The sequence below is a fragment of the Comamonas thiooxydans genome (assembly GCF_000964545.1).
Taxonomy (GTDB): Bacteria; Pseudomonadota; Gammaproteobacteria; order Burkholderiales; family Burkholderiaceae_C; genus Comamonas; species Comamonas thiooxydans.
In genome coordinates this window covers 214,188-232,778 of the sequence record NZ_BBVD01000008.1, presented here as the reverse complement: position 1 = coordinate 232,778, position 18,591 = coordinate 214,188, and the positions used below count along the sequence as shown (strand labels likewise).

The 18,591-nt window shown below is 60.7% G+C and carries 17 protein-coding genes; 9 read left to right on the top strand and 8 right to left on the bottom strand.

From position 1 onward, the window contains the following. The first annotated feature begins 41 nt into the window (after positions 1-41). From soxA to Cth01_RS14490, 4 genes are all read left to right on the top strand, one after another. Positions 42-851 (top strand): sulfur oxidation c-type cytochrome SoxA, encoded by an 810-nt coding sequence (gene soxA / locus Cth01_RS14505; protein ID WP_045839534.1) that lies wholly within the window; start codon positions 42-44, stop codon positions 849-851. A gap of 9 nt (positions 852-860) precedes the next feature. Then, positions 861-1,514, top strand: a complete 654-nt coding sequence (gene soxX, locus Cth01_RS14500; protein ID WP_034358338.1) for a sulfur oxidation c-type cytochrome SoxX — start codon at positions 861-863, stop codon at positions 1,512-1,514. Between the two features lie 182 nt (positions 1,515-1,696). Next, on the top strand, positions 1,697-3,430 hold the full coding sequence (gene soxB, locus Cth01_RS14495; protein ID WP_045839533.1) for a thiosulfohydrolase SoxB: 1,734 nt from the start codon (positions 1,697-1,699) through the stop codon (positions 3,428-3,430). Positions 3,431-3,526: 96 nt separating this feature from the next. Further along, positions 3,527-4,636, top strand: coding sequence for a YeeE/YedE family protein (locus Cth01_RS14490; RefSeq protein ID WP_045839532.1), 1,110 nt, complete (start codon positions 3,527-3,529; stop codon positions 4,634-4,636). A 116-nt stretch (positions 4,637-4,752) separates the two neighbouring features. Here Cth01_RS14490 and Cth01_RS14485 read toward each other — a convergent pair whose 3' ends face one another. Genes Cth01_RS14485 through lptF form a run of 5 tightly spaced genes read right to left on the bottom strand, consistent with a single transcriptional unit; the run spans position 4,753 to position 9,601 of the window. Then, a complete protein-coding gene (locus tag Cth01_RS14485) occupies positions 4,753-5,904 on the bottom strand; it encodes a pyridoxal phosphate-dependent aminotransferase (protein ID WP_045839531.1) in 1,152 nt (383 codons plus the stop codon). A gap of 55 nt (positions 5,905-5,959) precedes the next feature. Then, positions 5,960-6,901 carry a CysB family HTH-type transcriptional regulator gene (locus Cth01_RS14480; RefSeq protein ID WP_003062823.1) on the bottom strand — a complete coding sequence of 314 codons (942 nt, stop codon included), beginning with the start codon at positions 6,899-6,901 and terminating at the stop codon, positions 5,960-5,962. 58 nt (positions 6,902-6,959) lie between these two features. Further along, entirely contained in the window at positions 6,960-7,388 is a 429-nt protein-coding gene (locus Cth01_RS14475) for a sirohydrochlorin chelatase (protein WP_045839530.1), read from the bottom strand. 3 nt (positions 7,389-7,391) lie between these two features. Next, positions 7,392-8,495, bottom strand: a complete 1,104-nt coding sequence (gene lptG, locus Cth01_RS14470) for an LPS export ABC transporter permease LptG (protein ID WP_034377608.1) — start codon at positions 8,493-8,495, stop codon at positions 7,392-7,394. Continuing rightward, complete coding sequence (gene lptF, locus Cth01_RS14465) at positions 8,492-9,601, bottom strand: LPS export ABC transporter permease LptF (RefSeq protein WP_003062830.1); 1,110 nt, start codon at positions 9,599-9,601, stop codon at positions 8,492-8,494. The genes lptG and lptF overlap by 4 nt, the downstream gene beginning before the upstream one ends. Positions 9,602-9,624: 23 nt before the next feature. On the opposite strand from lptF, the gene Cth01_RS14460 reads away from it, so the two are divergent. Genes Cth01_RS14460 through Cth01_RS14450 form a run of 3 tightly spaced genes read left to right on the top strand, consistent with a single transcriptional unit; the run spans position 9,625 to position 12,457 of the window. Then, positions 9,625-11,184: a leucyl aminopeptidase gene (locus Cth01_RS14460; RefSeq protein WP_045839529.1), complete on the top strand. Its 1,560-nt coding sequence runs from the start codon at positions 9,625-9,627 to the stop codon at positions 11,182-11,184. A gap of 52 nt (positions 11,185-11,236) precedes the next feature. Then, on the top strand, positions 11,237-11,668 hold the full coding sequence (locus Cth01_RS14455) for a DNA polymerase III subunit chi (RefSeq protein WP_034377606.1): 432 nt from the start codon (positions 11,237-11,239) through the stop codon (positions 11,666-11,668). A 3-nt stretch (positions 11,669-11,671) separates the two neighbouring features. Next, a complete protein-coding gene (locus Cth01_RS14450; protein WP_045839528.1) occupies positions 11,672-12,457 on the top strand; it encodes a hypothetical protein in 786 nt (261 codons plus the stop codon). A 17-nt stretch (positions 12,458-12,474) separates the two neighbouring features. Here Cth01_RS14450 and Cth01_RS14445 read toward each other — a convergent pair whose 3' ends face one another. After that, complete coding sequence (locus tag Cth01_RS14445) at positions 12,475-13,494, bottom strand: D-2-hydroxyacid dehydrogenase family protein (protein WP_034358613.1); 1,020 nt, start codon at positions 13,492-13,494, stop codon at positions 12,475-12,477. 1,050 nt (positions 13,495-14,544) lie between these two features. Between Cth01_RS14445 and Cth01_RS14440 the strand changes: the two genes are divergently transcribed. Continuing rightward, positions 14,545-15,711: a GGDEF domain-containing protein gene (locus Cth01_RS14440; RefSeq protein ID WP_045839527.1), complete on the top strand. Its 1,167-nt coding sequence runs from the start codon at positions 14,545-14,547 to the stop codon at positions 15,709-15,711. A gap of 14 nt (positions 15,712-15,725) precedes the next feature. Here Cth01_RS14440 and Cth01_RS14435 read toward each other — a convergent pair whose 3' ends face one another. Together Cth01_RS14435 and Cth01_RS14430 are read right to left on the bottom strand one after the other, a co-directional pair. Then, a complete protein-coding gene (locus Cth01_RS14435; RefSeq protein ID WP_045839621.1) occupies positions 15,726-16,505 on the bottom strand; it encodes a YoaK family protein in 780 nt (259 codons plus the stop codon). A 149-nt stretch (positions 16,506-16,654) separates the two neighbouring features. Continuing rightward, on the bottom strand, positions 16,655-17,872 hold the full coding sequence (locus Cth01_RS14430) for a GGDEF domain-containing protein (protein WP_034358311.1): 1,218 nt from the start codon (positions 17,870-17,872) through the stop codon (positions 16,655-16,657). A gap of 320 nt (positions 17,873-18,192) precedes the next feature. Between Cth01_RS14430 and Cth01_RS14425 the strand changes: the two genes are divergently transcribed. Beyond that, positions 18,193-18,438 carry a putative hemolysin gene (locus tag Cth01_RS14425; protein WP_045839526.1) on the top strand — a complete coding sequence of 82 codons (246 nt, stop codon included), beginning with the start codon at positions 18,193-18,195 and terminating at the stop codon, positions 18,436-18,438. The last annotated feature ends 153 nt before the right edge of the window (positions 18,439-18,591 follow it).

Below are 18,591 nucleotides of genomic sequence, written 5' to 3'. Positions count from 1 at the left end.
TCACCCCAGTCCAGAATCAATCAAAAACAGAGAGGTGCCCCATGAGACATTCCTCCCCGGGCCAGGCGGCTGCTGCCGTGCTGGCCTTGTGCATGGCCGCGCCGGTGCTGGCGCAAAAGTCCACAGCCGACGGCATTGCCGAGTACCGCGAGATGTTGCAGGACGGCAACCCTGCCGAGCTGTTCGAGATGAAGGGCGAGGAGCTGTGGAAGCAAAAGCGCGGCCCGCGCAAGACGTCCATGGAGCAGTGCGATCTGGGCAAGGGGCCGGGCGTGGTCAAGGGCGCATTTGTGGAGCTGCCGCGCTATTTTGCCGACACGGGCAAGGTGCAGGATCTGGAGTCGCGCCTGCTGACCTGCATGGAAAGGCTGCAGGGGCTGGATGCGCAAAAGATTGCGGCAACAGCGTTCGGCAAGGACGAGCAAAAGAACATGGAAGGGCTGGTGGCCTGGATTTCATCGCAGTCCAAAGGCATGAAGTTCAACCTGCCCCAGGGCCATGCGCAGGAAAGGCAGATGTACGAGGCGGGCAAGCGCATGTTCTATATGCGCGGAGGCCCGCATGATTTTGCCTGTGCCTCCTGCCATGGTGCGGATGGCAAGCGAATCCGCATGCAGGATCTGCCCAATCTGACCAGGAACCCCGGGGCTGCGGAAGGCTTTGGCGCCTGGCCCGCCTACCGGGTCTCATCGGGCGAGCTTTGGAGCATGCAGCGCCGCCTCAACGACTGCTTCCGTCAGCAGCGCTTTCCCTATCCCGGTTACGCCAGCGACGTGACGGTGGCGCTGGGTGTGTTCATGGGCGTCAACGGCAAGGGCGGGACGTCGACCGCACCGGCCATCAAGCGATAAGGAGGCCCTATGCGCAAGCAAAAACACATGTCGTACCTGGCCGTAGCCGCATCGTTGCTGGTGCTGGGCTGTGCCTCCGTCGACGGGGCTGCGGACATCGATGCCTTGACGGCCAAGATGGTGCAGACCTCTTTTCGCGATCAGGGCATCGCCAAGGTCGATCGCCTGCAGCAGGACGAATCGAATGCGGCCTGCAGTGCTGCCGATGCATCCGGCAAGCCGCTTGCGCCTGCGCGTGCGCAAGCCATCGAAGCTGCCAATCTCAAGACCGTCAAATGGCCTCAGGATGGCAAGCTGCTCGGCGACTGGAAGGAGGGCGAAAAAATCGCCCAGAACGGTCGTGGCATGACCTGGAGCGACAAGGCGGGCAGCGCCAATGGCGGCAATTGCTACAACTGCCACCAGATCAGCAAGGAAGAAATCTCCTTTGGCACGCTGGGCCCCAGTCTCTACAACTATGGAAAGATTCGCGGCATCAAGGATCCGGGTAGCCCCGAATCCAGAGCCATCGTCGAGTACACCTGGGGCAAGATCTGGAACGCCAAGGCCTACAACGCCTGCTCGGGCATGCCCCGCTTCGGTCACTCCGGCATCCTTACCGAAGCGCAGACACGAGATCTTGTCGCCTTGCTTGTCGATCCTGCCTCTCCCGTCAACAAATAGCCTTCTTCAAGCGGCGCTGCTGCTTGCCCGTCTCGCAGTGCCGAGCCATCCGGCAGGGGGTCGAGACCGGGCGGCGCAGCATTGCGGACATGGCTTGTGCCAGTTTGGATAGCGCGGAGCGTCCTGTCGACGGAAATGCCCGCGCTTGTCCCTGGTTGGCACAAGTACCAACGGATATCACCATGAGTCTTTCCAAACGCGAATTTCTGCAAGTGCTGGCGGCAGCCAGTGTCTCGGGCATGGGATTGCAGCGCTATGCCTACGCCGATCAGTCGCTGGCCGACAAGGCCTTGTATGAGGTGGCGCCGTTCGGCAATGTGTCCCTGTTGCATATGACGGACTGCCATGCTCAGCTCAACCCGATTCACTTCCGCGAACCCAGTGTCAATCTTGGTATCGCTGCGATGAAGAACCAGCGCCCGCATCTGGTGGGCGAGCATCTGCTGCGCTCCGTGGGCATCAAGCCAGGCACGGCGTCGGCCCATGCCTTCAGCTATCTGGACTTCGAGGCGGCGGCCAGGCGCTACGGCAAGGTGGGCGGGTTTGCCCATCTGTCCACGCTGGTCAAGCGCATGCGCGCCTCGCGTCCTGGCGCACTGCTGCTGGACGGCGGCGATACCTGGCAGGGCTCTGCCACTTCGCTCTGGACCAATGCCCAGGACATGGTGGATGCCTGCAAGCTGCTGGGCGTGGACGTGATGACGGGCCATTGGGAATTCACCTACGGCATGCAGCGCGTGCAGGAGATCATCGACAAGGATTTCGGCACGCAGCTCGACTTTGTGGCACAAAACGTCAAGACCGCCGATTTCGGCGATCCGGTGTTCAAGCCCTATGTGATCCGTGAGATCAACGGCGTGCCCGTGGCCATCATCGGCCAGGCCTTTCCGTACACGCCGATCGCCAACCCGCGCTACATGGTGGCGGACTGGAGCTTCGGCATCCAGGACGACAATCTGCAGAAGATGGTGGACGAGGTTCGCGCCAAGGGCGCCAAGGTGGTGGTCGTGCTCTCGCACAACGGCATGGACGTGGACCTCAAGATGGCCAGCCGCGTGCGCGGCATAGATGCCATCCTGGGCGGCCACACGCATGACGGCATGCCAGTGCCCACGCTGGTGCAGAACGCAGGCGGCAAGACCATAGTCACCAACGCGGGCTCGAACGGCAAGTTTCTCGGTGTGCTGGACTTTGACGTCAGGGACGGCAAGGTGCGCGGCTTCCAGTACCGACTGCTGCCGGTGTTCGCCAACATCCTGCCGGCCGATGCCCAGATGCAGGCCCTGATCACCAGAGTGCGTGCGCCCTATGAAAGCCGGCTGGGCGAAGTGCTGGCGCGCACCGACGGCACGCTGTACCGCCGTGGCAACTTCAACGGCACGGGCGACCAGTTGCTGCTGGACGCCATGATGGAGGTGCAGAATGCGCCGATTGCCTTCTCGCCGGGCTTTCGCTGGGGGACATCGTTGCTGGCCGGGCAGGACATCACGCGCGAATGGCTGATGGACATGACGGCCACCACCTATTCCTATGCCACGGTGACCGAGATGACGGGGGCCACGATCAAGACCGTGCTCGAAGACGTGGCCGACAATCTCTTCAATCCCGATCCTTACTACCAGCAGGGCGGCGACATGGTGCGCGTGGGCGGCCTGCATTACCAGTGCGACCCGGCGGCCGGCGCGGGCCAGCGCATCAGCGACATGCGCCTGAACGGTCAGCTGCTGGAGGCGGACAAGAAATACAAGGTGGCCGGCTGGGCGCCGGTGGCCGAGGAAGCCAGGACGGCCGGCAACAAGCCGATCTGGGAGCTGGTCGAGCCCTGGCTCAAGGACCGCAAGACGCTGGGGCCGCGCCGGCTTGACGAGCCAAGACTGATCAATGTCGGCGGCAATCAGGGGCTGGCCAAGGCCTGATGAAAGCTGATTGGAAAGCCGATTAAGACAGTGTTATTGCGCGGGCTGGGGTATATGCCATTGCCTTGAAGCCGGGCCGCGCCGTCCAATGCCCGCATGAGTCCTGCCGAGTTTGATTCCCTGACGGCCACCGTTCTGGTGGCCATTTTGTTGCTGGCCGCTGTGCTGGGCTTTGTGATGCGCGAGACCCGCTTTTGCACCGTGGGCGCCATCAGCGATGTGGTGTATCTGCAGGACTGGGGACGGGCGCGCCAGTGGTGCATGGCCATCGCTGTAAGCATGCTGGGCTTCACGGCGCTGGCGCTGTGGGGTCAGTTGCAGGTGGGTGATGCCCTTTATGCCAGCCGCCGCTTGCTGTGGCTTTCGGCCCTGGCAGGAGGGCTGTTGTTTGGCGGTGGCATGGTGCTGGCATCGGGTTGCGGGGCCAGGAATCTGACCCGGCTGGGCAGCGGCAGTCTCAAGGCGCTGGTGGTGCTGCTGGTCATGGGCGTGGCCGCCTTTGCCACGCTCAAGGGCATTACCGCCGTGGCGCGGGTGCGCTGGCTGGACAGCGTGCATCTTGAATTCACGGCCCCGGCCCTGCTGCCCGAATGGCTGGCCGGCCATATGGCCTGGCCCTTGACGCCATTGCGCGGCGTGCTGGGCCTGGGCCTGGGGACCTTGCTGCTGTTGCTGGCCTTCGATCCCCGGCCCGGCGCCGAGCGCAGCCAGATCGTGCTGCTGGGCGGGCTGTTGGTCGGCCTGTGCGTGACGGCGGCCTGGTGGCTAGGCGGCCATCTGGCGCTGGTGGCCGAACACCCCGAGACGCTGGAGCAGGTCTATGCCGCGACCTATAGCGGCCGCATCGAGGCCTTCAGCTTTGTCACGCCGGTGGCGCACACGCTGGACTGGCTGATGTTCTTCAGCGACCGCAACAAGGTGCTGACCTGGGGCATTGCCTCGGTCGCGGGCGTGGTTCTGGGCAGCTTTGTCCATGCGCTGTGGCGCAGGGACTTTCAGTGGCAGGGCTTTGCCGACCGTGGCGATCTGGCCCGTCATCTGCTGGGAGGGCTGATGATGGGCGTGGGCGGGGTGACGGCCATGGGCTGCACCGTAGGCCAGGGCATCAGTGCGATTTCCATGCTCAGCCTGGGCAGCTTTGTGGCGTTGGCCGGCATTGTGCTGGGGGCGGTGCTGATGCTGCGCCATCTGGCAGAGACGGCATGAAGCACGGCAAATTCAATAGCTGTCAGCGCTTGCTGATAAACAGATTCAGCATGAAAAAATGCTGAAAATGAGAAAAGGAGCGCGGTAGGCGCTCCTTTTTTATGGGCCGCAGCGTTTCAGAGCTGGCGCAGGCGCGCGGCTGCCTCGATCAGGGTTTCGTCCTTCTTGGCAAAGCAAAAGCGCACCACGCGCTGGTCGAAACCGTCGCCGTAGAAGGCCGACAGCGGAATCGCTGCCACGCCGATTTCCCGGACCAGCCACTGGCAGAACTCGGCCTCGTTGAGATCCGAGACCGAGGAGATGTCGGCACAGAGGAAATACGTACCGGCCGTGGGCAGCAGCTTCAGGCGCGAGCCCTGCAGGCCGCCGAGGAACAGATCGCGCTTGGCCTGGTAGAAGGCCGAAAGCTCCAGATAGGGCGCAGGGTCCTGCATGTACTGCGCGAGACCTGCCTGCATGGGCGTGTTCACGGTGAACACATTGAACTGGTGCACCTTGCGGAATTCGGCGGTGAGGGCGGCGGGCGCGGCCACGGTGCCGACCTTCCAGCCCGTGACATGGTAGGTCTTGCCAAAGCTGGAGACAATGAAGGCGCGCTCGGCCAGGCCCGGGTAGCGGGCGCTGCTCAGATGCTCGGCACCGTCGAAGACCATGTGCTCGTAGACCTCGTCGCTGATCAGCAGCACATTGGTGGGCGCCAGCAGGGCTTCGAGCTGGCGCATTTCCGCATCGGTCCAGATGGTGGCGCTGGGGTTGTGCGGGCTGTTGATGATCAGCAGGCGCGTGCGCGGCGTGATGGCGGCCGCGATCCTGGCAAAGTCGGGGCGGAAGCTGCCGGGCGTCAGCGGCACTCGCACGGCCACGCCGCCGGCCATCTCGATATTGGGCACATAGCTGTCGTAGCAGGGGTCGAGCACGATGACTTCGTCGCCTGCATGCACGGTGGCCAGGATGGCTGTGAGAATGGCTTGGGTGGCACCGGCGGTAATGGTGATTTCGCTGCCCGCGTCATAGCGGCGGCCGTGCAGTGTTTCGATCTTGGCAGCCACGGCCTCGCGCAGCGCGGGCCAGCCCGCCATGGGCGGGTACTGGTTGTGACCGGCGCGCATGGCATCGTTGACAGCGTCGAGCAACCTGGGGTCGCAGCCGAAGTCAGGGAAGCCCTGGCCCAGATTGACGGCCTGATGCTCGGCGGCCAGCGCCGACATGACGGTGAAAATGGTGGTGCCCACATTGGGCAGCTTGCTGGGGAAGTTGGGAGTCACGATGGTCTTGCAATGCGTGGGCCGGGCACGCAGGCACCAGCCCTTGAGGCGGGCCGGATCAGAGCCCGAAGTCGTCCACGCTGCCGTTCATGGCGCGCATGATGAGGTCTCGCGAGAGTCGGTCGCTGAGCAGCTCGGCAAACCTGTAGACGAAGTTGCGCAAGTATGCGCCGCGCTTGATGGCCACACGGGCCACGCTGGTGCCGAACAGATGGCCGACGGGGCGTACCACCAGGTCATTGACGGGGTCGTCGCGCATGGCCATCTCGGCCACGATGCCAATGCCCAGGCCCAGACGCACATAGGTCTTGATCACGTCGGCATCGATGGCTTCCAGCACGATGTGCGGGTGCAGGCGGCGCATCTCGAAGGCCTGGTCGATCTTGCCGCGTCCGGTAAACGACGGGTGGTAGGTGATCAGGGCCTCCTGGGCGATGTCCTCCAGCGTGATGCGCTCTTTCTGCGCCAGCGGGTGGCCCGTGGGGATGACCAGCACGTGCTGCCATTCGTAGCAGGGCAGGGTCACCAGATCGGGATAGTCGGCCAGCGATTCGGTGGCCATGCCGATCTCGGCGACTTCGTCGATCACCATGCGTGCGACTTCGGCAGGAGTGGCCTGGTGCAGGCTGATTGTGACCTTGGGATAGAGCTCGCGCAGGCGTGCCACGGCGGGCGGCAGCACATAACGGGCCTGGGTGTGGGTGGTGGCGATGCTCAGCGTGCCGCTGTCCTGGGCGCTGTATTGCTCGCCGATGCGCTTGAGATTGCCCACCTCGCGCATGATCAGCTCTATGCTCTTGAGGACTTCCTGTCCCGGCTCGGTGATGCGCTTGAGACGCTTGCCGTGGCGCGCAAAGATATCGATGCCCAGCTCTTCCTCAAGCTCGATGATGGCTTTGGAGACTCCGGGCTGGGAGGTGTGCAGGGCCTTGGCCGCCTCGGTGAGGTTGAGATTGCGGCGGGCGGCTTCCTGAACGAAGCGGAATTGATGCAGGTTCATGACGGCATGGACTAAGAACTTGCATCATTATGCTTCAAATATCTAAAGAAGCTATTTTTTATTTGAAATCTGTATGTTTGAGTGCTTCGGTCTCGGCTGCCGCCTCTATCGCCAACTGCGCCAGCAGGGACGTGACGCGAGGATTCTCACCCGCTGCGGTCTGCAGATCGAACCGACAGCCGGGATGGTGTCGGCGCAATTCGTCCAGCAGGCGCGGAATGTCTTCTCGTGCATGTTTGCCTGTACCGAGAAACAGCGGCAGCACGATCAGATGTTTGACACCTTGCGCAATCAGGGTCTGCGTGGCTGCAGGCAGATCCGGTGCGCAGGCATCCAGATAGGCGCAGACGCAGGGCAGGTCGGGGCGCATTGTCTGTACCAGCTGATGCACTGCCTCTATGGGCTGGCGCCAGAGAGCGTCTCTGGAGCCATGGGCCAGCAGGATCAGACCGGTTTGATCTGGAGAAGGGCGTTGCTCGTCGTTCATGGCCTAGCGCCTCAGTACCAGCCAGCCAAAGGCCGAGAGCGATAGCGCGGTGTAGAGCAGGCCCGGCGCCGCGGCGGCCAGCCAGGGCCACCAGGACTGCAGGGTGCCGATATAGCCGAACACGTTGTTGAGCAGGAAGAAGCTGATGCCTGCCATCACCCCGCCAAACACATAGGCCGTGATACCGCCCGAGCGGAAATGCAGATAGGCAAAAGGCAGGGCGAGAACCACCATCACCAGGCAGCTCAGTGGGTAGAAGACCTTGCGCCAGAACTCGATTTCGTACTTCTGCGCCGCCTGGCCGTTGTCCTGCAGGTGGCGTACGAACTGGAACAGTGCAATCGTGGTCATGCGATCGGGCTTGAGCAGCGCGCCCGAGACCATGGCCGCAGTGACCTTGGTTGGCCAGTTCATGCTGGCTTCGCTGATTCGGCTGAGCTTGGTGACATCGCCCTCTTGAGCGACCTTGCTGCCCTGCACACCATTCAAGGTCCACAGCTCCTTGTCTTCATCGACCTGGGCAGATTGAGCGTTGATCTGCGCGGCGATGCGGCCCTTGCTGTCGAATTCAAAAATGCGCACGTTGACGAAATCTCCAGGGGCCTTGACGGCACCGACGTTGATAGCGACGGAGTGATCGCCTTGCTTTTCCTTGAGCCAGGCGCCTGTCGCGCCCCGGGAGATCTGCCCCTTGGCGACCACGCGCAATTTCTGGCTGAAGTTGTCGGCAGCAGGCGCAATATAGTCACCGACCAGCACGGTGAGAACTACAAAGCTCATACCCAGTACCAGCAGCGTGCGCAGCGCCAGCCAGGGCCCCATGCCGCTGGTGCGCATGATGGTGAATTCCGAGCTCTGGGCGAACTTTGCCATCACGAAGATGGCGCCGATCAGCACGGCAATCGGCATCAGCTCGTAGAGGTGGCCCGGAATGGACAGAGTCACGAACAGCAGCGCGCGCGTGGCGGTGTAGCCGGCATTGCCGCTACCCACCCAGCGCATCTCATCGACCAGATCAAAAAAGAAGAACAGCGCCAGAAAGGCCAGCGAGACGTACAGAACGGCCTGTATGACTTCGCGATAGATCAGGTTGCGCAGAACTTTCATCGTGCGCTCTCCTGACGCTTGCCCGAGCGCCGCAGCAGGTCACGCGGTGACCAGCGGAAGTGGCGCGCCAGCAGTACCAGCACGCTGACGATCAGGATGCTTCCATGCAGAAGGCCCAGAATGCCCCACATGCCTATCTTGTTGGCGCTGACCCAGCTCTCGCCCAGGGTCATGAGGTTGTAGTAAACGATAAATGCGAAGAGGGCGATCATCAGGCTGCTGCTATTGCCCGCACGCGGGTTCACGCTGGAGATGGCCAGGCCCAGAATGACAAAATTCAGCGCGGCAAAGGGCAGGCCCAGGCGCCATGCCAGCACGGAGCGGGCGATCGGCTCGTCCTTGCCGATCAAGTCCTTGGTGGGCATGCTGCGCGCCGCCATCTCCTCGATGGTGACGGGGTTGTCGTTGTCGACCTGCACGCCATATTCCTTGAATTCGGTGATGCGCACCGAGCCGTCGTCGCTGCGCGTCTCCATGCGCTGGCCGTCCTCCAGGATCACCATGCGCTGGCCCTTGATGACGGCCAGATGCGCGCCCTTGGCGGAGGTCACGGACTCCTTGCCGGGGTCGCGCGAGACCACGAAGACATTGCTGGCCGCCATGTCAGAAGGGGAATCCTTGTCGACGAAGAACACGCGTGTGCCGCCCGCCGATTCCTGGAACTCGCCGGGTGCGATGCGATCCAAGTCGCTGCGCTGCTGGAACTGGGTCTTGATCTGCTCGATTTGCTGATAGGACCAGGGCAGCACGCCCAGGGCCAGCACGGCGGTGATGAGAATCACTGGCCAGGCAAAGCGCAGCAAGGGCTTGAGCAGACTGGCCAGGCCCTGGCCGGCGGCAAACCAGATGACCATCTCGCTGTCGCGGTACATGCGGGAAAGAGATCCCACAATGGCGACAAACAGGCTCAGGCCCAGAATGGTCGGGAGTTGCCCGAGCACGGTGAAACCCATGACCAGCATCACGTCGGAAGGGCTGACACTGCCCTTGTAAGCCTGACCCAGGGTGCGGATCAGCATCATGGTCATCACCACAGTGATCAGAACCACGGCCGTCGCACCAAAGCTGCGGGCCAGCTCTTTGCGTATGGATGAATCGAATAACATTGGCTAAAAGGAAAACACCGATTATGAACTTTGAACTGAAGGCTCTGACCGCTGCCGCCGCAGCGCGTGAAAAATGTGATCTGCTGTTGGTGCTGGTTTCTGAACAGGCAGCATCGGGCACATTCGGCAGCGACGCCATCGGAGCCATGGTGGCTCATGCGGTGAAGCAGGGTGATTTTGCCCTGTCTTGCGGCAAGCAATTGCCTTTGTACCAAGTGCCCGCCATTGCCGCACGCCGTGTGGTGCTGCTGGGCGCGGGAGCTGGTACTCCCAAGGACGTGCGCAATGCCTTGGCCGGCTGCGGCGCGGTGCTCAAGACCGAAGGCATTGCCAAGGCCGTTGTGAGCTTTGCCTTTGATGCCGATGCCCAGGCTGTAGCGGCTGCCGTACAGGCGGTTGCCGATGCGACCTACCTCTATACCCACACCAAATCCCAGGCCAAGCCCATTGCGCTGACCAAGCTCGTGCTGGGCGTATCGTCCAAGACGGCTGCTGTTACCGCTGCTTTCAATACCGCAGTGGCGCAGCAGGAGGGCGTGGCCATGGCCCGCGAATGGGCCAACCGCCCGGCCAACCATGCAACGCCCACCTTGCTGGCCAACGCTGCCAAGAGCATTGCCAAGGCAGCACGCATGAGCTGCAAGATTCACGGCCCTGCCGATGTGGCCAAGCTGGGCATGGGCGCTTTCATGGCGGTGGCCCAGGGCTCGCGCGAACCCCTGCGCTTCATCGAATTGCACTACAACGGTGCGGCCAAGAGCGTGGCTCCCATCGTGCTGGTGGGCAAGGGCATCACTTTTGACACCGGCGGCATATCGCTCAAGCCTGCAGCCGAGATGGACGAGATGAAGTTCGACATGGGCGGTGCTGCCAGCGTGCTGGGCGTGTTCCAGGCGCTGGCCAGGCTGCAGCCGGCCATCAATGTCGTGGGCCTGATCCCTGCATGCGAGAACATGCCCGACGGTGCAGCCGTCAAGCCCGGCGATGTGGTGACCAGCATGAGCGGCCAGACCATCGAAATCCTCAACACGGACGCAGAAGGCCGCCTGGTGCTGTGCGATGTGCTGCATTACGCAGCGCGCTTCAAGCCCTCTGCGCTGGTCGATATGGCCACGCTGACTGGCGCTTGCGTGATCGCTCTGGGCGGTTTGCGCAGCGGCCTGTTCTCGACCAGCGACGAGCTGGCATCGGCCTTGCAGACCGCTGGCGATATGGCACTCGATCCTTGCTGGCGCATGCCTCTGGACGATGAGTACGCCGATGGCCTCAAGAGTAATTTTGCGGACATGGGCAATGTGGCAGGGCGCGCCGCAGGTGCGGTGACGGCCGCCAAGTTCCTGCAGAAATTTGTGGGCGATATTCCCTGGGCACATCTGGATATCGCCGGTACTGCCTGGAAGAGCGGTGCTGCCAAGGGAGCTACGGGTCGCCCCGTAGGCCTGCTGGTGCAATATCTGCTGGGTCAGGAAGGCCGGGTTGCCGCTGCAGCAGCGACTGCTGCCAGGACCCCGGTGGCTCGCAAGAGTGCTGCCAAACCTGCGGCTTCGCGCCGCGCGCGTGTGACTGCCAAGGCTTCGGCTTAAGAAAAGTCGGCAGATGCGGCCTGGTTTCAGGCCGCATCTGCCGCCAAGAGTTGTGACAGAAATTGCCTTTCATTTCAATGCGCCAGACAAGCTGGGCTATGTGTGCCGATTCGCACGCAAGGCTCTGCGTCATGGTGCGCGCATCGTGGTTCTGGGGGATGGAGCTGCGCTGAGCCGGCTTTCGCCCCGTTTGTGGAGCGTGTCGGCCACGGATTTTCTCGCGCATGCTTGCGAGTCGGATGGAGCGCAGATGCTTGCTGCTTCTCCCGTCATCCTGGCCGAACACCTGCAGGACTTGCCTCATTACGATGTGCTGGTCAATCTCACGCCGCAGGTGCCATCGGGGTTTGAGCGCTTCGCGCGCGTGGTGGAAATCGTTTCTTCCGGCGATGAGATGGATCGCCAGGATGCGCGTGCCCGCTGGCGCGACTATGCAGCGCGTGGTTTTTCCATTGTCCGGCACGATCTGAATCTCAAGGGCTAGGTCATGAACTCCTCATCCAAAGTTCCGCCACGCTTCGTCCCCACCCTGACCGAGGTGGTTCAGCCCGAAGCTGCCGCGCTCGAAGACACTGCGGACAGCGCTCAGTCGGCGTCGCCGGAGCAGTCTCACGGAGCTGTGCAGCAGGTGCTAGGCCCGCGGACGCTGGGAGACAGCGTTGTCCCTCTGGCGAGGCCGTCGTTTCACACCTCATGGCTGGCGGATGGTCTCTACGGCCGTGGCCGGCCTGCAGGTATTCCGCATCAGTTGCCCCCTTTGCCGGAATCCTTGCCACCGCAGCAGTCATTTGCGCAGAGCATGGCTGGGCAGGTGGAGCCTGAGACTGAGTTGGTAACTGCCGAACTCGTGGAGGCATTTCCGCTTGCAGACCAGGCGGAGCAGCCATCCGTTACGGACGCTGGCCAACCCCAGGATGAAGAACTTCAACCCAGGCCTGAGATACTCGATGAGGAAGCCGCCGAGCCACTCGTCCAAGCACAAGATGTGGGGCAGGCTGTTGAACCCGCCCCGGTCTTTGGGGCAGCCGGCCTGCAGCAGGCACTGGATGAGCACGGTGCCGTGGTGGCCGAAGAATATCTGGTCCACCGGCTCATGCAACGAGTGGACCTTGTGCTGGAGCACAAGCTCAAGGAAGCAATAGCTCAGGTTGTGGAAGCACAGACCCGATCCATGGTGCTTCGTCTTCGTGAAGAAGTGGAGACCGTGGTGCGTCAATCGGTCTACGAAGCCGTGGAGGCCGAGCTGGCGCAGCAAGCCCAAGCCCGGCAGTAGTCGCCGAGCTCTCGCGGTTAGCGGTTCAAACGCAGTGGGCCGCTGAAAACTTCAGGATTCAGGATGTTGCTGGGCTGGCCGTCGGCAAAGTTCACAACGTTCTCAAATGCAGCACGGAAATACAGCTCATAGCTGTCCTGCTCCACGTAGCCGATATGGGGCGTGCAGATGCAGTTCTCCAGTCTGAGCAGGGCATGGCCTTGCAAGATTGGCTCGCTCTCGAATACATCAATCGCTGCCAGGCCCGGGCGGCCGCGGTTCAGGGCACAGAGCAATGCTTCGGGCTCCACCAGTTCGGCGCGCGAGGTATTGACGAACAAGGCTGTCGGTTTCATCCGTGCCAGGTCCTGTGCGGTCACAATGCCGCGCGTCGCATCGTGCAGGCGCAGATGCAGCGACAGCACATCGCATTGCTCGAAAAAGACTTCCTTGGACGGGGCGCTCAGATAACCATCGGCCTCGGCCTTGCGGCGCGAGGTTTCGCTGCCCCAGACACAGACCTGCATGCCAAAGGCCTTGCCATAGCCCGCCACCAGTTGCCCGATGCGGCCGTAGCCCCAGATACCCAGCATGCGCCCGCGCAGCACGCTGCCCAGTCCGAAGTTGGGCGGCATGGAGGCCGCCTTGAGACCGGACTGCTGCCATGCACCATGTTTGAGATTGGAGATGTACTGCGGCAGACGGCGCATGGCCGACATGATCAGAGACCAGGTCAGCTCTGCCGGCGCAATGGGAGAGCCCACGCCCTCTGCAATCGCCACGCCACGTTCGGTGCAAGCCTGCACATCGATATGGGCGCCAGCCTTGCCCGTCTGGGCAATCAGCTTGAGCCGGGGCAGCTTATCGAGCAACTGGCGCGAGATCTGGGTGCGTTCGCGAATCAGGACGATGACATCCGCGTCGCGCAGTCGAACCGAGAGCTGACCCACGCCCTTGATGGTGTTGGTATAGACCTTTGCGTTGAAGGCATCGAGCAGCTTGGCGCAATCGAGCTTGCGAACCGCGTCTTGGTAATCGTCCAGGATAACGATGTTCACCACTGGAATCCTTAAATAAGTGGCTGAGTTTATTGAATGAAATTCAATGCGATCAAAGGCTTAGGATTGCTTCTGTGAAAACTTACGCCAAATCGACGCCACCAGATTCCCTACGCGCACCCTACACACTCCAGAGCTTAGCGTAGGTTTGGCGCAGGTTTTGAAAGCTACGCTGGCCCAAGGAGGTTGCATCTATCTTGATGCCCATGCCGCAAAAGCTCTGTCCGCTGGGAATGCTATTGTGATCCAAGGTTGTCCAGGGTTGCGACTGGAGGCTGTTGCGTCAGCTAAAAGTTGGGTTTATAGGTATAAGTCCCTGGTAGACGGGCGTATGAGACAGGTCAGGTTCGGGACTTGGCCGAGTAGCTGTTTCACCGATGCATCCAGGCCCCTCCAGAGGATGTGATGGGCGCTATTTCGGGTTATGTGATTCCCGGTGCGGCTGGCATCTATAACTGCCACAAATACGACGCCGAGAAGCAGCAATGGTTGTAGCCGTCTGGCACTGGGGCTCGAGGCCGTTGTTCAAGCAGATGCTGTGTGACTGCGGAGAGGCTTTTTGGGCGCCGGTGTGCTCCGGCGACTGCAATCGGGACAAAGAGTGCTTGTTCGCCCAGTCGTCAAGATCGCTAACCAGCCAGCGTCCCGCGCTGATTTGCCGAGGCTGAGGCAGGTCGTCTTGCCGTACAAGGCGCTCAAAGGTCTTCCCGGACAGGCCCGGCAGTTGGGCAGCGACTTCTTTGGCGATGATTTGGGGAGCGAATGCCTCGGAGGTACATCCTTGATTCAGTCATGAAAAGCCCGCTCAAAGGTGGGGCCGAGGCGAGTGCTGCGGGTGGGGTGATCGCGAGTTGCTGCTTCTTGACGGACTCGTGACGAATCAGGGAAACCGATGTGTTTTGGAGGAGATTTGCAGGGTTCTCGGCACAATTGTTAACATTCGGGCGTTTATCAGTCCACTTATCAAATGGACTCCACCTTCTGAGTCTCAGAGCATGGGTCACCACAATTGCGTTGCCGCGTGAATGAGCTTTTCTGATCCGCCAATTCATGCCTAGCAATTTGCAGCTCTACTTGTTGGTCGCGCCGGTATGCATAACGGCACTGGGCGCACTCATGGCTTTTTGCTGGCTTGCACAGCGCCGCTCCGTGTTTCTGCTCTCGACGGCTTGTGGGTTGACACTTACGGGGCTTGCCTTGGGTTGGCAATGCTTGACACCTCACGGACAACTGGTTCGGTGGGCTGTTTACACCGGGCCCATTTATCTGCTTGGTGCCTGGCTCTGTACCTGGGGCGTTGCTCAAAAGTTTTCCGTCTCCTCATATCCCAAGATCTCGGTCCTGGTATCGATCATCGTGGTTGCTGCTCTTTACGAGTACAGCATCGTGCAGGACAACATTGCTGCACGTGTGCTCTGGCTGAACACAGGGCTTGGCGTCATTCACTTCATACCGTTTCCTGCCATCGCGCTAAAAAAAGTCAGACGTGACGGGCTGGAGAAGCTGCTTTACCGGTCCTACGGGGCCTTTGCGATCTATACAGTGCTCAGGCCCATCATGGTGCTGTTTCTTGGATTCACTGAGCTCCAGGACATGCTCAGCTCCATTTACTGGTTGGTCACCATGCTGGGCTCGCTATTGTTCAGCCTGGTGTTCTCGGGCCTCATGCTCATCGTTTCGATGAGGGATGCAATGGCCACACTCAGAGACGAACGCAATCACGACATGCTGACTGGCGTGTTGAATCGTCGCGGCTTCTGGGAGTTTGCAGACCCGCTGGCCCGGGATCGAAAAGCGCAGCCGCTTTCCATCGTGGTGGCGGATCTGGATCACTTCAAGCGGGTCAACGACAGCTGGGGGCACGAGTATGGCGACGGAGTACTCAAGGCCGTCGCGGAAGTCATACAGGCAAGTGTCCGTGGTACCGACCTGGTGGCTCGCTTTGGAGGCGAAGAATTTGTGCTGTTGTTGACCCATGCCGACATTGAGACTGCACAACGTGTGGCGCAGCGTATTCGTGCCGGAGCGGTCGAGATCATTGCGCCATTGCCCGATGGTCAGCGCGTGACCTTGAGCATGGGTATCGTTGTCAGCCCATTCGGCAGCGATCTGCGCGAAGCTGTAATGAGGGCTGACCAGCAACTCTACAAGGCCAAGGAGCTTGGGCGCGATCAGGTCGTCGTGCATGGACCCGGGGACGTCGCGGCAGCGGCGTGAGATACAGGATGCACTCAGCTCTTCTTGCTGAAGAGTGACGGCCGCTCGGCGGATTGCGCTGCGTCACGCATAAATGGTGGCACGGACAGTACAAGCAAAAGAGCGGCCAGCGGAACCACGCAGATGAAGCCGATATACTTGAAGCCCAGCGCACCGGTAATGCCGCCCAGCACAAACATCAAGATCAGCCCTGCGGACACCTTCATACGGCGCCAGTCATGCCTAACCAGGGGTGATAGTTGCAGGTCGGCGTTGGCGTGGCGCTTCCAGAAGAACATCTTGCCCAGTTCCATGCCCAGATCCGTGAAATTGCCGGTCATGTGCGTGGTGCGAGTGCTGCCGCCGGATGTCTTGGAACCCACGGCATTCTGCAAACCCATCATGAAGGACAGCAGCAGCACGGTCAGCGGCACTGCGAAGGGCGTATTCCATGTCAAGGTGACTGTGCCCATCAGGCCGAAAGCAATCAGCATGACGGCCTCCAGCATCAGCGGCAGGGCATAGACGCTGTACAGATGGCGTTTGCGTCCCCAGTTCACCAGCAACGCGCAGACGGCCGCGCCCGTTGTAAAGGCGATGATGGCACCAAGCGCATTCAGCAGCAGCTTGGCGTTCTCAAGCACCAGGCCGTCAGCCAGTTGAGAGGCAAAGCCCGTCATGTGCGAGGTATACATCCGCAGCACAAGAAAGCCGCCAGCGTTGACCGCGCCCGCGTTAAAGGCCAGCAGCAGACCCAGGGCGATATTGGTGGACGGTGTGCGATGCCGGTTGGTGAGATGGCGAAGTCTGCGCATCAAGGATTCCACTGACAAAAGTGCACCCATGACGGGGTGCATCAATGCTGACAAATTGGTTTGTCAGCGACCATGCAGGAGTCATTGTGGGCCAACTTGGATACGTGAGCTGCCTGGTGCGGATGGCATTGGCCAGCGAGTTCACCGGCTTACGTCAGCAATGCCATGGGGTGGTCTGCCGGTATGGTGTGTTCAAAGCTGATGTCTGGGTAGCTGCGGCCTTCCACATGAACGCGGTCTCGGCCAGCATTTTTGGCGCTATACAGCAACTGGTCGGCTTGCCTCAGTGCACCTTCAAGCTGGTCGGCATTGCTGATTGAAGTGATGCCAAAGCTCAGCGTCAGGGCTGGCCCTTTCGGCAATAGCTCCTGGTCATTTCTCAACTCCAGGCCAATGCGCTTGGCGACTTGCTCGGCACCTAGCAAATCGATCTTTGTCAGCAGAACCATAAACTCTTCACCGCCGAAGCGTGCAACTAGATCGTTGCTGCGCACATTGTGCTGCATCGCTTTGGCGACAAGCTGCAAGACCGCGTCACCTTTGTCGTGCCCCCAGTTGTCGTTGATGCGTTTGAAATGATCAATATCGCTGGCCAGAAGCGCCATGGGATACAGGCGCTGGTCGGCCAGGCGATGCTGTGCGGCTTCACTGAATGCGCGGCGATTCAGTATCTGGGTCAAAGCATCCAGGTCGCGTTCAGTGCGCAGTTGACGGACTGTGTCCCTGATGGTGACTGCACAGACTAAAACCGTGAAGAGCAATGCAAAAAGCAAAATACTCATCAGCGTTGTCAGCCAATAGGTTGAGTTGGCATCCATGGCATCGCCGAGACCGTTATGCGCGAAAGTTGCGACCAGCGTCGGGCGCAGCATGGTAAAGACGGCATAAGACAGATAGGACCACAGCAAAATCCTATCCAGCCAGTCGTTGGTGAGGCCTCGTTTGAGAACTGCCGGCACTGGCAGCAAGAGCATTAGAGCTACGCCTATACCGAATGTGTGCAGCCGACCCACCTGGTTCTGTGCCACATTGGCAAAATAGTAGAGCGAGGCCAGCGTCGCGGCACACAAGACAAATGCTGCAAGCGGATATGTGGGTACGCACCGACGCTCTGAAAAGCTCTTGGTAAAACACCAAGCTCCCGCCAGAAACAGTGCGTTGACGAGAACCACATAATGATTGAGGACTTCAAACTTCAGCACGCTGCGAATGCTGATAGACATTGCGGTTAGCAGGAAAGAGGCGCACAGCCAGAGTAGAAAGCGTTGCTTGGGCTGGGTCGCCCAGCACACTCCCAGCAGACCGGCCAGAAAGAGCAGGGACAGAGATGGCATCAACACAAAGATGTGGTCGTTGCTCGTATGCATACACACAGCCCTTCTGCTAGTGATCACCAACAGACAGGCCAGACTGGCCATATCTCTAGTCAAATCTAAATGCCAAGGCGGCCATTAATGTGTCAGCCGCTCATCTTCCGGATCAGAAATTAACAACTTCTTGCGATTTCTGACAGTTCACTTTTCCTCTTTTGGAGGTGAAATAATTAAAAGTGACATTGGCTGACAGAGTGTCGCCAGCATCGTCGGTGCCAACCCTTAGCCCATATGTATGAAGGAAACGAGAAATTGATGTGAGTCAGGATTTTTTGCGGCTCCATGAAAAAGGCGGCATTTGCTACATTGAGTCCATGAAAAAAGCACTTGGAACCACCAGCGCAGTACTTTCTGCACTGGCCATCAGCGGTTGCGCCCAGCCTCAGTCCGCTGCGCCTGTGATCGGCATGGCCAACCCCGCATCGGTGTACTGTGCCAAGCTGGGCGGCAAGACCCGCATCGAGAAGACCACTGCCGGAGAGCGCGGCATCTGCGTGGCGCCCAACGGCACGGAAATCGACGAGTGGGAGTTGTTCCGCCGCGACCACCCTGCAAAGTAACCGAGCCGTAGTCCTAACATCAGCGGGCTCAAGTGCTAGCAGGTTCTTGGTGCGCGGTGGGTGGCTCGGGCATGTACCTCGCTGAGGCCAAGGGGTCGGCGCGACCCATCGCGCCTCCGTGAATGGCAGACAAAAAACCATACGGCGCAGGCA

Bases quoted from the DNA above. Each gene is read 5' to 3' on its own strand.
- soxA (WP_045839534.1), top strand. From the start codon at position 42: ATGAGACATTCCTCCCCGGGCCAGGCGGCTGCTGCCGTGCTGGCCTTG.
- soxX (WP_034358338.1), top strand. From the start codon at position 861: ATGCGCAAGCAAAAACACATGTCGTACCTGGCCGTAGCCGCATCGTTG.
- soxB (WP_045839533.1), top strand. From the start codon at position 1,697: ATGAGTCTTTCCAAACGCGAATTTCTGCAAGTGCTGGCGGCAGCCAGT.
- Cth01_RS14490 (WP_045839532.1), top strand. From the start codon at position 3,527: ATGAGTCCTGCCGAGTTTGATTCCCTGACGGCCACCGTTCTGGTGGCC.
- Cth01_RS14480 (WP_003062823.1), bottom strand. From the start codon at position 6,901: ATGAACCTGCATCAATTCCGCTTCGTTCAGGAAGCCGCCCGCCGCAAT.
- Cth01_RS14475 (WP_045839530.1), bottom strand. From the start codon at position 7,388: ATGAACGACGAGCAACGCCCTTCTCCAGATCAAACCGGTCTGATCCTG.
- lptG (WP_034377608.1), bottom strand. From the start codon at position 8,495: ATGAAAGTTCTGCGCAACCTGATCTATCGCGAAGTCATACAGGCCGTT.
- lptF (WP_003062830.1), bottom strand. From the start codon at position 9,601: ATGTTATTCGATTCATCCATACGCAAAGAGCTGGCCCGCAGCTTTGGT.
- Cth01_RS14460 (WP_045839529.1), top strand. From the start codon at position 9,625: ATGAACTTTGAACTGAAGGCTCTGACCGCTGCCGCCGCAGCGCGTGAA.
- Cth01_RS14450 (WP_045839528.1), top strand. From the start codon at position 11,672: ATGAACTCCTCATCCAAAGTTCCGCCACGCTTCGTCCCCACCCTGACC.
- Cth01_RS14440 (WP_045839527.1), top strand. From the start codon at position 14,545: ATGCCTAGCAATTTGCAGCTCTACTTGTTGGTCGCGCCGGTATGCATA.
- Cth01_RS14435 (WP_045839621.1), bottom strand. From the start codon at position 16,505: ATGCGCAGACTTCGCCATCTCACCAACCGGCATCGCACACCGTCCACC.
- Cth01_RS14430 (WP_034358311.1), bottom strand. From the start codon at position 17,872: ATGCATACGAGCAACGACCACATCTTTGTGTTGATGCCATCTCTGTCC.
- Cth01_RS14425 (WP_045839526.1), top strand. From the start codon at position 18,193: ATGAAAAAAGCACTTGGAACCACCAGCGCAGTACTTTCTGCACTGGCC.